Origin of the sequence: Pontibacter sp. FD36 (genome assembly GCF_015686655.1) — a bacterium.
Lineage (GTDB): Bacteria > Bacteroidota > Bacteroidia > Cytophagales > Hymenobacteraceae > Pontibacter.
This window is the reverse complement of record NZ_JADPMP010000004.1, coordinates 40,356-53,611: the sequence shown is the minus strand read 5'-3', so window position 1 is coordinate 53,611 and position 13,256 is coordinate 40,356. Positions and strand designations below refer to the sequence as shown.

15 protein-coding genes are annotated in these 13,256 nt (G+C 50.7%); 8 read left to right on the top strand and 7 right to left on the bottom strand.

Going from position 1 to position 13,256, the window contains the following annotated elements:
* Positions 1–87: 87 nt before the first annotated feature.
* The gene (locus I0P70_RS06500) at positions 88–1,107 is read left to right on the top strand and encodes an SDR family oxidoreductase (protein WP_196115768.1); all 1,020 of its coding nucleotides are present in this window, start codon (positions 88–90) and stop codon (positions 1,105–1,107) included.
* 62 nt (positions 1,108–1,169) lie between these two features.
* Positions 1,170–1,682 (top strand): NUDIX domain-containing protein, encoded by a 513-nt coding sequence (locus tag I0P70_RS06495; RefSeq protein WP_196115766.1) that lies wholly within the window; start codon positions 1,170–1,172, stop codon positions 1,680–1,682.
* A gap of 74 nt (positions 1,683–1,756) precedes the next feature.
* Here I0P70_RS06495 and msrA read toward each other — a convergent pair whose 3' ends face one another.
* The 3 genes from msrA to I0P70_RS06480 form a co-directional block, all read right to left on the bottom strand.
* Positions 1,757–2,299: a peptide-methionine (S)-S-oxide reductase MsrA gene (gene msrA, locus I0P70_RS06490; protein WP_196115763.1), complete on the bottom strand. Its 543-nt coding sequence runs from the start codon at positions 2,297–2,299 to the stop codon at positions 1,757–1,759.
* Positions 2,300–2,410: 111 nt separating this feature from the next.
* Positions 2,411–3,109, bottom strand: a complete 699-nt coding sequence (locus I0P70_RS06485; RefSeq protein WP_196115760.1) for a hypothetical protein — start codon at positions 3,107–3,109, stop codon at positions 2,411–2,413.
* Between the two features lie 80 nt (positions 3,110–3,189).
* Positions 3,190–5,013: a glycoside hydrolase family 3 protein gene (locus I0P70_RS06480; RefSeq protein ID WP_230392037.1), complete on the bottom strand. Its 1,824-nt coding sequence runs from the start codon at positions 5,011–5,013 to the stop codon at positions 3,190–3,192.
* 296 nt (positions 5,014–5,309) lie between these two features.
* Here I0P70_RS06480 and I0P70_RS06475 point away from each other — a divergent pair, with 296 nt between their 5' ends.
* From I0P70_RS06475 to I0P70_RS06460, 4 genes are all read left to right on the top strand, one after another.
* Entirely contained in the window at positions 5,310–6,107 is a 798-nt protein-coding gene (locus I0P70_RS06475) for a rhomboid family intramembrane serine protease (RefSeq protein WP_196115756.1), read from the top strand.
* Between the two features lie 29 nt (positions 6,108–6,136).
* Complete coding sequence (locus I0P70_RS06470) at positions 6,137–6,856, top strand: TVP38/TMEM64 family protein (RefSeq protein WP_196115745.1); 720 nt, start codon at positions 6,137–6,139, stop codon at positions 6,854–6,856.
* Positions 6,857–7,255: 399 nt separating this feature from the next.
* Positions 7,256–7,756 carry a hypothetical protein gene (locus I0P70_RS06465; protein ID WP_196115743.1) on the top strand — a complete coding sequence of 167 codons (501 nt, stop codon included), beginning with the start codon at positions 7,256–7,258 and terminating at the stop codon, positions 7,754–7,756.
* 75 nt (positions 7,757–7,831) lie between these two features.
* Positions 7,832–8,395: an HD domain-containing protein gene (locus tag I0P70_RS06460; protein ID WP_196115741.1), complete on the top strand. Its 564-nt coding sequence runs from the start codon at positions 7,832–7,834 to the stop codon at positions 8,393–8,395.
* Between the two features lie 66 nt (positions 8,396–8,461).
* On the opposite strand, the gene I0P70_RS06455 is transcribed toward I0P70_RS06460, so the two are convergent.
* Positions 8,462–8,653 carry a hypothetical protein gene (locus I0P70_RS06455; protein ID WP_196115739.1) on the bottom strand — a complete coding sequence of 64 codons (192 nt, stop codon included), beginning with the start codon at positions 8,651–8,653 and terminating at the stop codon, positions 8,462–8,464.
* 193 nt (positions 8,654–8,846) lie between these two features.
* Between I0P70_RS06455 and I0P70_RS06450 the strand changes: the two genes are divergently transcribed.
* Positions 8,847–9,848: a sterol desaturase family protein gene (locus I0P70_RS06450; RefSeq protein WP_196115737.1), complete on the top strand. Its 1,002-nt coding sequence runs from the start codon at positions 8,847–8,849 to the stop codon at positions 9,846–9,848.
* A 51-nt stretch (positions 9,849–9,899) separates the two neighbouring features.
* Here I0P70_RS06450 and I0P70_RS06445 read toward each other — a convergent pair whose 3' ends face one another.
* Together I0P70_RS06445 and I0P70_RS06440 are read right to left on the bottom strand one after the other, a co-directional pair.
* On the bottom strand, positions 9,900–10,334 hold the full coding sequence (locus I0P70_RS06445; RefSeq protein ID WP_230392036.1) for a hypothetical protein: 435 nt from the start codon (positions 10,332–10,334) through the stop codon (positions 9,900–9,902).
* A 129-nt stretch (positions 10,335–10,463) separates the two neighbouring features.
* Positions 10,464–11,513, bottom strand: coding sequence for a nucleoid-associated protein (locus I0P70_RS06440; protein ID WP_196115732.1), 1,050 nt, complete (start codon positions 11,511–11,513; stop codon positions 10,464–10,466).
* Between the two features lie 249 nt (positions 11,514–11,762).
* Between I0P70_RS06440 and I0P70_RS06435 the strand changes: the two genes are divergently transcribed.
* A complete protein-coding gene (locus tag I0P70_RS06435; RefSeq protein ID WP_196115730.1) occupies positions 11,763–12,443 on the top strand; it encodes a porin family protein in 681 nt (226 codons plus the stop codon).
* A gap of 71 nt (positions 12,444–12,514) precedes the next feature.
* Here I0P70_RS06435 and I0P70_RS06430 read toward each other — a convergent pair whose 3' ends face one another.
* Positions 12,515–13,231, bottom strand: a complete 717-nt coding sequence (locus tag I0P70_RS06430) for a response regulator transcription factor (protein ID WP_196115724.1) — start codon at positions 13,229–13,231, stop codon at positions 12,515–12,517.
* Between the last annotated feature and the right edge of the window lie 25 nt (positions 13,232–13,256).

Here is a 13,256-nt window from a genome sequence, read left to right as displayed (position 1 = left end):
CCTACATACCCTGCCTTCCCGTAGACAAAAAAGCCAGATCAGCTGTCTGTATGCTGCTTCCGGCTTTATTTGCTATACCTAAGATCTATGGAAACAGAACAGAAGAGAAACCTGTGGTGGCTGGCAGCCGGAGCGGGAGCATTGCTTGCAGCCCGTGCCATTAGCCGCAAACTGAATGCCTATAATTTCCGGAACAAAGTAGTGCTGATAACCGGTGGCGCCCGTGGGCTGGGCTTTGTGATGGCGCGGCAACTGGCCAAAGAAGGAGCGCGACTGGTGCTGTGCTCACGCGATGAAATGCAACTGGAGGATGCCCGCATGGAGCTGGCAGGCAACGGAGCCGATGTGATGGTGCTGCCTTGCGATATAACCCAGCAAGCCCAGGTGGAACAGATGGTAGAGCGGGTGCAGCGGGAGTTCGGCCCGATTGACGTGCTCATCAACAATGCCGGCATCATCACGGCGGGACCGCTGGAGGAGATGACTGTCGGAGACTTTGAGGAGGCCATGCAGACGCACTTCTGGGGTCCACTTTACACTACCCTGGCCGTGCTGCCTTCCATGAAGGAACGCGGTGCCGGTCGTATTCTCAACATTGCTTCGATCGGGGGTAAATTGGGAGTGCCGCACCTGGTCCCCTACAGTGCCAGCAAGTTTGCGCTGGTCGGCTTATCGGAAGGTCTGCGTGCCGAACTGAAGCAGTATAACATCACGGTCACTTGTGCTTCGCCGGGTCTGATGCAGACGGGTAGCCCACGCCATGCCAACGTGAAGGGGCAGCATGAGGAGGAATATACCCTGTTTAAAATAGCCGACTCGAGTCCGCTGACCTCCATCAGTGCGGAGCGATCGGCCAAGTCGATTCTGGATGCCTGCCGTCACGGTGATGCAGAAGTAGTGACGTCTATACCTGCCAAGATCGGCGCTTTCATTCACGGGATCTCACCTGAGACTACCACCGATATTTTTGCAGTGCTCAACCGTATGTTGCCAGGCCCTACCGGTGAACAACGAGCCAAGAAAGGCTATGAAAGTGAGACTCCGCTTTCCATGTCTGGCCTTACAGAACGGACCCAAAAAGCGGCATTCCGGAACAACGAATTGTAACGATACACATTAACCTATACCTTATGGCAAGCTATACCCTGGCATTGCCTATATTCGCCCTTATGAAAATTAAAAAAAGAGAGACAGCCTATGATGGCTATTTCAAGATCTATAAACTGACAGTAACTCAAAACGGCCATACCTTCACCCGGGAACAATTTGACCGCGGCACAGCGGTTGCTGCCATGGTCTACGATACGGAAAAGCAGCGCTACATCCTGACCAGGCAATTTCGGGTTGGATCAGAGTCTGACCTAATAGAAGTGGTGGCAGGTATGGTAGACAAAGGCGAAAGCCCTGAAACCAGCATTGCCCGCGAAATAGAGGAAGAAATCGGCTATAGCGTGGACAACCTGACGCACCTGCATACCTTCTACTCTTCGCCGGGAGGCACTACTGAAAAAGTGCTTTTATACTATGCCGAAGTATCGCACCAGCACGCTGATGGCGGTGGCAAGGAGGATGAGCACGAGGATATTGAACTGGTGAGCTATACCCGGGAAGAGCTTCTGAAAGAGAGCTTCGCCGATGCCAAGACCATCATCGCCCAACAATGGGTGCTGCTAAACAGCTAGTGGAGTTCTAAATAGCAGGTATAAAAAAGCCTCAGCTACCAACAAGGCGGCTGAGGCTTTTCTTTTGTATCTGACTACTTTCTAGCTTCAGGCTTGAGTTTGTCAGCAAACACTTTTCTAACCTTGTCTACTTTCGGCCGGATCACAAAACTGCAGTAAGGCTCATGCCCGTGAGTATTAAAGTAGTTCTGATGATAGTCTTCGGCCGGATAAAATTCCTGCAGAGGCTCAATCGTGGTCACAATCGGATCATCGAAAGCACCCGCTGCGTCTAACTCCTGCTTATACCTTTCGGCTTTCTCGCGCTGCTCGTCATTGTGGTAGAGCACAATAGAGCGGTACTGTGTTCCGATATCATTGCCCTGTCTGTTGAGGGTAGTAGGGTCATGGGTTTTCCAGAACACCTCCAGCAGTTCGTCATAACTTATGATAGCAGGGTCGTATGTGATCTGCAATACTTCCGCGTGCCCGGTGGTGCCTGAGGTTACTTGCTTGTAGGTTGGGTTTTCCATATGTCCGCCTGCATAGCCGGACTCCACTTTCTGCACGCCTTCCAGGTCCTGAAACACTGCTTCAGTACACCAGAAGCATCCTCCTCCAAATGTCGCTTTTTCCATGGTTCTTGCTTTTAATTTAGGTACAGGCAATCATGCCTAAGGCTATTGGCTATACCTGAGCAAAGGTATAAGGCCTAAACCACAAAGCCTCTAAATAGTTTTGCCAGGCCTTTAGTTGCGCATATTGCGCATGGTGCTTTGGGCATCGGCGGCACCCTCCAAGGTTAGGTACTCTGCCTGCAGTGCTCTGATTTTAAGCTTGTCGCTATTCGAAATCTGGTTTTCTACCTGCCGGCGACGTTGGTTCAGCTGTCCGTACACATTGTCCACGTAGTCCCAGTCGTGCTGCGTCCAGTTGCGGCGCTTGGCCCGTACCACGCCCATAAAGGTCAGGTAAGCCTCCCGCATGTCCTGGGGCGCTATGTTTTCAATGTTGTTAAACTCACGGAGCAGCTGTTCTTCCCACTGGCCCAGTTCAGAGCGGTCCAGCGGAGTGTTCAGTCGTCGTTCCTGTCTGTTTTCCCAGCGCTCGTAGCGCTCTTTCAGTCGTGCGTACTCCGCTTTGGAGTCAGCTGAAAGACTGTCCAGGTTCTGCTCGATTTCAGCGGACCGTTTCCTGAAGTCCTCCTTGATCCCGGGCATCTCGCGCTGTATGGCCGTGTCGCCACGCTCCACTTTCTCGTTCATCCAGCCGCGGAGTGACTCCAGTCGATCGCCCACGGTGCGGCCAGTGCGCTCTACCCGGGCAGTGTCAGCAGGTACATCTACCGTTATTTCTTCTGTGTCATGGGCGGTGCGGTTTCCTTCGCAGCTCCAGAGTAGTGAGACAGCCAGCAGGCCTATAAGGTAAGTTGTTCTATTGTTAAGCATTTCTTTTTCACAGTTTTAGGGTTGGTATTGTCAGGCGATGCCTATACTTGGCATAATACGCAAAGCACCCATACAAGATACTATGGACTTACGGCGAGTAGTGGTTTGTCTTTGCTAATGCCGTGTCCATAGCGGTAGTGCCTGTTGACGGTAACGGGCAGCTTGCCGCGTGCAGGTATCTTGCCGAACAGCAGTTTGGCTGCTGCCACCTGCGCGTGCATGTGGGCCTGGTAAGCCAGTATGAGTACCCGGCTCTTGTGTATGTCCGGGAACTGGTTCAGGGTATAGGGGTTGTCAAAGAGCGTCATAATAGCCCGGTCGGAGCGAGCGAGGTCCGTTACATAGGCGGTTGCTTCCTTCGAGTAGCCCAAGCGGTTGCTAGGCGTCACGCTCGGACCGTAGAGCCCCACTAGCACCAGATCGTATCCTTTAAGCTTTTGCTTTATTTGTTTTACCTCTTTGGCGTTGGCTTTTCGGGATATCACAAAGTCAGCGTCAATGCGGGCATGCCTGTTTATCTCCCGCTGGAAAATACTGGGGCGCACCACACCGAAGGAGAGTGTGGCGATGCGCTGCCGTTTTTTCTGGCGGATGGGCAGGAAGTTCTTGCGGTTGTTGAGCAGGGTCATAGCCGCTTCGGCCAGCGCATGGTTGGTACTATCGGCTATACCTGGGTTTAGGTCCTCATACAGGTTTTCCAGTTCAATAGGCTTATACCTGTCCAAACCTACCCAGGCTTTGGCCGCCAGCATTTTTTTGCAACGGCGGTCAATCTCTTCCTGCGAAAGGTCACCTCGGGCAATGGCCTGCTTGATAGCCTGAATGGCTTTAGGCACACTGTTAAGGCGCTCCAACACATCGTTACCCGCCATCAGGGCGCGTGCCTCTGCCTCCCCCGGATCGAAGTATTTAGTAACGCCCTTCATCACCATGGCATCTGTGAAGACCAAACCTTTAAACTCCAGCTGGTTCTTAAGCAAACTGGTCACGATGGGCTTGGATAGGGTAGAGGGCAGGTTGTGGGTCGTGTCGAGCTGCTGCATGTGCATGTGTGCGACCATAATACCGCCAATGCCATGCTTGATCAGCTCCCGGAAAGGGTATAGCTCCAGTGAGTCGAGCCGGGCACGGTCATGCGGAATCACAGGCAGGTCGTAGTGGGAGTCCACATCTGTGTCGCCGTGTCCGGGGAAGTGCTTGGCCACCGCAATGATGCCATTCTCCTGCATACCGCGCATGTAAGCCAGACTTTTGGCTGTGACATCCAGTTTGTTCTCGCCAAAAGCCCGATAGCTGATAATGGGGTTCTGGGAGTTATTATTGATATCGGCTACCGGGGCGAAGTTGACGTGCATACCCAGCCGCTTGAACTCCTCGGCTACTTCAGCACCCATTCGGTAAATCAGGCCATTGTCTTCTATAGCGCCCATCATCATCTGGAAAGGATACTGTACCGTACTGTCGAGGCGCATGCCCACACCCGTTTCGGCATCCATTGAGATAAGAAGCGGCACTTTGGAAGCAGCCTGCAAACGGTTGTTCAGGACAGCCTGCCGCACGGGACCACCTTGAAAATAGATGATCCCGCCGACCCTGTACCTTTTGACCAGGTTCATGACGTCGGCCTCGTACTTTGGACCTTGGTTAGAAAAAGCCTCTATAATAATAAGCTGTGCGATACGCTCTTCCGGGCTCAGGGTCCTGAATACAGAATCCACCCAAGGTGATGGGTTTTCAATCGCCTCCACCAAGGTGCGGGGGCGTGTATAAGGGACCTCTTCCGGGGAAAATTCGTGCTTTTGCTCTTCCTCACGCGCATAAGCAGCCCCGCTCGTGTCTGAACTCTCGCAGGAACTCAGCAACAACAGCATGCAACACATCAGGCAAAGGCCTAGTGCTGACAAGTGTCTGGCTAAAGGGTGAAGTGGATTAGCGTGCATGGTACTGGTGGTGAAATCACCTTTTATACTTCTTAAATTTGTAATCGATTTTTTAACTATACCCTTGTATGCTTAACAACAGGGCTGAAATGGAACTGTTACGATATAGAACGTGAAAAGTATGGATATAGCATACGATTTATAACCTACAGCCCGTATCTTGTCACTGTGCGGGATTTCTCCATGACTTGCCTTTACCTTTGTACGTATAGCCTGAGCACAGTGAAAATCGCAACCATACCTGCTCCAAACAAAACCCTATGATGCAAGTAACCCCTTTGCAGAGCCACCAAAGCCTGAAAGCCGAACATGAGCGTTTTGCTTACAGTTTTCTGCCGGGCACCTTGTTTGTCGGGCTCATCTGGCTGGTGGCGTTGCTTTCGTACCTGAACGAGGTGAACCTGACCTGGTTAGGCATTCATCCGCGCGACTTTCTGGGGCTGATCGGTGTGTTTATGGGCCCACTCATACACTCGGGTCTCATACACTTACTTTCCAATTCCTTTCCGCTGGTGCTGCTTTCCGGCTTCATCTTGTTTTTGCACCGATCGGTTGCACTGCGTGTGTTCGTTCTGGTCTACGTACTGAGCGGACTGTTCACCTGGTTTATCGGTCGTGATGCTTACCATGTAGGGGCAAGTGGAGTTGTGTACGGTCTGGCGGGTTTTCTGCTGTTCAATGGCATCGTTCGTCGCGACAGGGCGGGCCTGGCAATCTCTTTAGCTATACTATTTCTGTACAGTGGCTTGTTTTACGGTTTGTTCCCATCAGAGGAGCGCATATCCTGGGAAGGTCACCTGGGTGGACTGGTGGCAGGACTGGCTGCGGCTGTGCTTTACGGAGAGCATGTCGACAAACAGGCGGCTATACCTGCAGAGCCTCCCCTTAGCCAAGGTGAGCGCTCGGCGCAGCAGCGGCATCAGAGCAGTACACTGGCCAATCCGCAGTATACCTGGCGTTACTCGCTTGCCACTCCCGAGCCGGGCAGGGTGTATAAACAGACAGCCCTGATAAACAAATCGAGTGGTATGCTCGAGCATCCAACCTCAATCAGATAATCTGCGTCTAAACAACGAAAGACTCCCTTATGGCGAACAATACGACAACCAAGCAAGAAGATACAAAACAAAGCAAATGGCCCCTGTTGGTAACGGCGGCAATTATTGCCATGCTAGTAGGTGCTTATTTTATTTCATCAAGCTTTCAGGCGAATATTCAGGAAGGCTGGGAAGTACTGACAAGCGGCGATGAGGAGCGTATTTCCTCCTGGGTGGAGCAATTTGGCTTTTGGGGACCATTCTTCATTATTCTGGCCATGGTCGCTCAGATGTTCTTACTGGTCATCAATGTAGTGGCGCTGATGTTGGTGGCCATCATTGCTTATGGGCCAGTGTGGGGGTCGCTTATTGCGCTGGCCGCTGTGCTGGTCGCCTCCACTATCGGGTATTTAATTGGCCGGGGGCTAGGAGAAGCTGGGGTACGCAAGATCATTGGGCATAAGGCCGAAGAGAAGGTATGCGGGTTCGTGTCAGAGTATGGTATTTGGGCTGTGATCATCGCCCGTATTTCCCCTTTCCTATCCAATGATGCGGTTAGTTTCGTCGCCGGCCTTACCAAGATGGGGTATTTCAAATTCATTGGGGCCACCATGGCTGGTATTATTCCGCTTACCGTGTTATTGGCCTGGCTCGGCGAAGATGATGACCGTTTGATGAACGGATTGATTTGGGTAGGGGGTGTCAGCCTGGTACTTTTTGTAGGCTATGTCATCTATGACAAGTACTTCAAAAAGCAGCATCAAGGGTAGGCCTCCGAGGTTGTTACTAGGGCAATCTTTGAAGCTTTGTAAATTACAATTTCAGTCGTGTTCTGATGCTCATAAGCTTCATTTTCTAGAGCGATTTTATGCAATGATTTTAATTTTTACTATAAATATTTAGTGAAAATTTTAAAATTTTATCTTATACTTCTCTTTGTCCTAAATCATTGAATTTAGAATATACTGGCAATATGTACTGCTTTTCATAATATAAACTTTCACTATACTACTGTCCTAAATTCATCCAGCTTACAAAACTTAATTTCTAAGCCTGCCGTTTAAGCGGGTTATTGTAATAGAAATGATGTTTCACGAAATGGATTGCATATGTTTAGGGTCAAAATACTCGCAGTAGTAGTCTCCATTTTTGTAACTTTTTTCGACGAAATGGCTTATCTGGAACCTGAGGATCCAAGCCCTGCAAGTGAGCACCAAGCTCCGGATTTATTAACTCCACGACTTATAGAAAAAATACAAGAATACCCCGAGTACCCAGAAACCTTTACCGTAACGGCCACTGTTTACTACCCCGAAAGAGGCCAGACTGACGGAAATCCCCTTATCACAGCCGACGGCTCCCGCATTAACCCCAAAAACCCTAAAAAACACCGCTGGATTGCTCTTTCACGCGATATGCTGTCGCGTTGGGGCGGTGATATACAGTATGGTGATACGGTGTGGGTACGCGGAATCTCAGATGAACTGGATGGGCAGTACATCGTGCGGGACACCATGAACCGACGCTTCACAAACCGCATCGACATATTGGTAGGCCGCAGAGACAAGATCTATGGCAAGTGGGATAACGTGCAGATTGCGAAAGCCGAATTTCCGGAAGTGGAGCATCACTTCCAGCCGAGCGACTTTGGCTTCGCGATGAACCGCTAAACCTTGTTCCGTTACTGGCAGCAGGCTTGTATGGTGATTTTGCTTATATTGGAGCTTCATCAAGCTTAAAACAATATGTCAAGAGACGAAGCACGCGCCATACTGGAGCAGATGACTACCAGCGAAAGCCTGTTGCGCCATGCCCGCACTGTAGAGCTGGTCATGGAGGCCTATGCAAATAAATTAGGAGAGAACACTGAAGAATGGGCTATCGCCGGCCTCCTGCACGATGCCGACTACCAGGCCTACCCGGAGCAGCACCCTAATGTGATCGTAAACCAGTTGCGTGAGAAAGGGGAGGAGCGCATTGCCCATGCCATATCGGCGCACTATACCCATTGGGGTGTGCCCTATGAGACTACGCTTGATAAAGCCTTGATCGCCTGCGATGAGATAACAGGTTTTATTGTAGCCTGTGCGCAGGTGCGACCACAGCGACTCGAAGGGCTGGGAGCGAAGTCGGTGATGAAGAAACTGAAGACAAGTGGATTTGCCGCTTCTGTTGACCGTGAAGAAGTACGCATAGGTGCTGAGCTCTTCGGTGTGGACTTAAAGGAGCATATCGACTTTATCATCGGGGTGCTGCAGCAACACCAGGCTGAGCTCCAGCTCGAGCCTCTGGAGCAAAACGAAGCCTAAGCAGCATAGTGTAAATTTATACAGGCCGTGCCGGTGCAATGATTTTGCGCCGGCACGGCTTTTCTTTTAAGCCAGGTAGTAGCGCAGCGCCTCCAAGCCCTTGGCATCATCCTCGGCCTCTACTACTTCGTCTATCACAAACTGAATCTCCTGTTCGCTCCAGTTCTCCTTCTCAGCAGTTCTGACAAACAGGTCGATGGCGGCATAGCGGTTCATGCCGGCAGGTAGGGTGACTTTTACTTTCTTTCGGATATTCATGGTGTGTGCTTGATTGGAGCAAGATTACGCAGCCTAATTCACAAAATCAATTTTTTTTGTTGATCCCCCTTTATCTAACAAAAGGGAGACCAGTATTATACGCGCGTTTGTATAGCAAGCCCTGATGGAGAGACTAACCCTTTCCGGTGGTGGTCGTTACATTAAGCTATACCCCTGCAAAAATGGATAGCTTATGGAGAAGGAAATCTTTACTATGGACCAAATGGCAGAGCTGGATAATTTTACGATCATGCATTTGGCAGCGCCCATTATCGTAGCCTCTGTACTGATCGAATGGTATGTGGGTGTAAGAAAGAAGCGGAATTACTATGACAAGCGTGATTTTATGGCTGCTGTTTCCATCGGGTTGGGCAGTGTCATACTGGGGGCTATGCTTAAGGTCACACTTTTTTACATATCGCTGGTCATTTACAATGCGGTCCCCTGGGCCATACCGCGGTCCTGGTGGGGGTTCGTTTTGGCATTTGTGCTGGTGGACCTTTGCCGTTACTGGGCGCATCGTATCTCGCACGAACAACGCTTTTGGTGGGCAACCCATGTTACGCACCACTCTTCTGAGAAAATGAACTTCTCAGTCTCTTTTCGCACCAGCTGGACCCAACACATCAAATTCCTGTTTTTCCTGCCCGTGCCTTTCCTGGGCTTTGATCCCCTGACTTTCTTTGTATGCCACCAGTTAGCCGTGCTTTATCAGTTCTGGGTGCATACCGAGCTGGTCCGGAAGCTGCCTGCACCCATTGAGTATATCTTCGTGACGCCCTCACATCACCGGGTGCACCACGGCTCCAACCCCAAGTACATCGACAAGAACTACGGCTCTACCTTTATTTTATGGGACCGCCTTTTCGGGACTTTCCAGGAAGAAGAGGAGCGTCCAACATATGGCCTGACCAAACCTGTCAACTCTTACAACCCGGTCTACCTGGTGTTCCATGAATGGGTGGATATCTGGAGAGATCTGCTGCATGCCCGGTCGTTTAGAGAAGCCTGGGACCTCTTGTTCAAACCACCGGGAACCGTCGTGACGGCTTACCAGCGGGAGCAGGAGGCACTGGCGGCACGACAAGTAGTTACACCTGCGGTGACGCCCGCCCTACAAGTGACCACGGCTATACCTGCCGAGATGGAACTGGAGGAACAAGTTAGTCCGCCTGAAAACAGGCAGGCAGGCTGAAATAAAAAAAGCATGGCGGCTGCCATGCTTTTTGCTAATGCTCAATATGAACTAGTAGTTGTTGTCGTACTGCTGCCCTGGACCTTGGCTAGGGTTACTTCTGGCCTCACGCGGCACACCCATTTTCTCTTCGCGGCGCGACTGGTACTGGGCAAACTGCTGCTCTGTAAGGATGTCTTTGATTTGCGAAAGCCTCGTCTGGCTGATCATGTCCATTTGCTGCGCTAGTTTGGGCGGGTTGTCGCGATGCTTTTTGCGGGCCTCTTCCGCAAACTTCATGTTGCTGCGGTTCACCTCCTTTAGTTCAGCAGCCTGTTTTGGGCTAAGGCGCAGGTTCTTTACCATACCGGCCGTTATCTCATCGGCACGCTGTTCCAATGTTTTAGGCGCACTTTGGGTTGTGCCAGCCTTTTGAGCGGGGGCCTGTGCAAACACGGCGGTCGCGGCAAAGGCAAAAAATAAGGTGGCAAGAACTGATTTTTTCATATCTCTTTTAAAGCTTATCATAGGTGCTTTCTTATCTATCAAATACTGTTCCGGTATTTTGGTGTCGGTCTCTCTGCAACAAGCCCGGTTCAGGTATAGTTTCTATACCTGCTAGCCTTGCAGATAACGCTACGACTCGGAGTGGAAGTATACCTTGTAGAAGTGCATGCCGCGTTCCTGATCGAAGCCGCGCTCTACGTACTGCTCACTCTGCTCCGGATTATACCCGCTGAACTTGATCTCGATCTGGGTGTCAAGCTTGATGAAGTTGCGGAACTTGCGCTTCATGTTCTTTACCGTGTTTTTGTTGATGGCAAAGTCCGTGAACCCCTCGATGTCGCGCTCCTCGGCAAAGGCCTGGGTATAGTTCTTGAACCGCTCGGCCGTCTCGGGCTCATCGATCACGCTGCTTGTGAACTCTTCCAGGTCAAAGGTCTCGCTCTTAGAGAAATAGTCCACGGAGCGGCTGATGAAGTCTACCTGTGCTTTTTTGCTGTCGGTCTGGGCAAATACCTCTTCTGAAAAATCTTTACATAGGTTGAGTGCCGTTTTCGTGTTGAAGTTGGTGTCTTTGAGCTCCGTTACGTGCAGGAAGTCCTCTTTCCAGAACACGGCGTCGGTGCTGTTAGCGTCTACGATCTTCACCCGGAAGCCGTCCTCGGCCTCGGTGTTAAAGATCAGGCAGCCTTTGTCCACGCTCTTGATATTCACTCCGAAATGGTAGTTCATGCTCAGGTCATCGTCTTCCTCCTGAAAGGTCAGGAAGGTGTCTTTGTTCTCGGACTTAAAAATACCGATCGCGTCTACGATGTCGTCCTCCATCACGCAGCCCGACAAATGCACCACGTACAGCTCGCCGCTCTTCACTTTGGGATGGTCCGACTGTTCGTAGAGGTGATTGAGCACATGCACCGAGTACTCCAGAAACTTCTGTGGCTCCGTGAACATCAGGGCAGAGTAGGCAAACATCTCGTTGAGGGCCAAGTCGGAGGTATGGTGAAAGCGGAAAAACTCCTCCTGCTTGAAAGGGGCCAGAAAGTAATTGGTCAGCAAATCGCTCAGCTGCTCGTCCCGCAAGTCAACCAGTTCCTTCGAAGCGATCACGCCCTCTTCCTTTGCTTTGTTGCCTACCCTGTGCACGGCCAGCCTGTTGAGCCGCACCTGTCTTTTGTCATTCATCTGCCTTTACCTTTATACCTGCCTCTGTTCTGAGCCATGGGGCTGCAAAGGTAAGGCGCAACTATACCTATGGGCAAATAAGATGCATGTAAAAAATATTTTAAAACATAATTGGTTGATTTTAAAATATTTACACCTTGTTGTGAACTTTTTTTAAAACATCTGGTCCCGATTTGGCACGATTCTTACATCAGGGTAATTAAGCTGCGCAGCTTATTTCTTGTTTTTCAATATTTAAGGATAGGTGTGATGAAAAAGATATTTCTACTACTGGCCGTCGTTCTGGGAATGGCGGTAACGCAGGCAAATGCGCAGCAAAAACAACCCGTGCGCATCGGTATAAAAGCGGGTGTAAACATGGCCGAATGGCAGGGGCAAACCATTAACAGTGCCCAGGATCTGATGGATATGACCAATGGCTCCCTGAGCCGCGAGATGCGCGAAGGATTTCATTTTGGCGGTGTGGTGTCTATACCTATAGCACCGGGCTTTGAAATTGAGCCAGGCCTGTTTTACTCTCAAAAAGGGATGCGCCTGGTTGGCAAGATTCCGATGGAGCAGTTTGACTTCCTGAATGCCGGTGTCACCGTGACTAACAAGGCAGAATACATTGATTTGCCGATTCTGGCGAAAATCTTCATAGGCGACGGCTTCCATATTTTTGCAGGACCGCAGTTCTCATACCTGCTGTCTAACAAGGTACAGGTACGGGCCGGAGCCTTGGGCTTCAATGCCTTGAACCAGGAGTGGGACATGAACAGCGGCTTCCGTGAACTGGATGTGGCGGCTACTGGAGGTATAGGCTACCGTTTCGCCAGCGGCTTTAATTTAAGTGCGGGCTACGACTACGGTCTGACCACTGTGGATGCCAACCGCAACTTCGACACCTTCAACCGGGTGATCAAAGCCTCTGTAGGATTTACTTTCTAAAAAGATATTGTTTGTTAAAGTGTTTTGGTGAAACACACAGGCCGCTACTTCTGGTAGCGGCCTGTTTCGTGTTACAGCATTACCCCATTGTGGGCACACAGTCTGTACCCTTGGCCGTGTATATTGATGATCTCAACGGCAGGGTCGTGGCGAAGGTACTTGCGGAGTTTCGCAATGTACACGTCCATGCTGCGACCCGTGAAGTAACTGTCTTCGTGCCAGATGCGCAGCAGAGCTTCCTCACGCGGCATCACGTCATTCAGGTGCTGGCAGAGCAGGCGTAGTAATTCAGCCTCTTTGGGGGAGAGCTTTTGTATCTCGCCATTATAGTGCAGCAGGCGCAACTTGTACTGGAAGCGATACTGCCCAATGCTATACTCTGTTACCTCCTGCTTTTCTGTTGTAGGGCTACCGCCCTTACGGTGCATAATCGCTTTTATTTTATAAAGCAGTACTTCAGAGTCGAATGGCTTGGTGATGTAGTCATCCGCACCGATTTTAAAACCTTCGAGCATGTCTTCCCGCATAGCCTTGGCCGTCAGGAAGATCAGTGGCATGTCTGGTTGCAACTTCTTGATTTCGCGGGCCAATGTGAACCCGTCCTTGCCTGGCATCATCACATCGAGTATGCACAGGTCAAAGTTTGCCTTCCGAAAAGCAGTGATGGCCTGGCAGCCGTCTGGACTCAGCGTCACTTCGTAGTCATGCAACTCCAAGTAGTCTTTCAGCACGATCCCGAAGTTCGGGTCGTCCTCGGCAAGCAGTATGTTTAGTCCTTTGTCGCTCATAAGGTGACGTATTTAGGTATAGGCT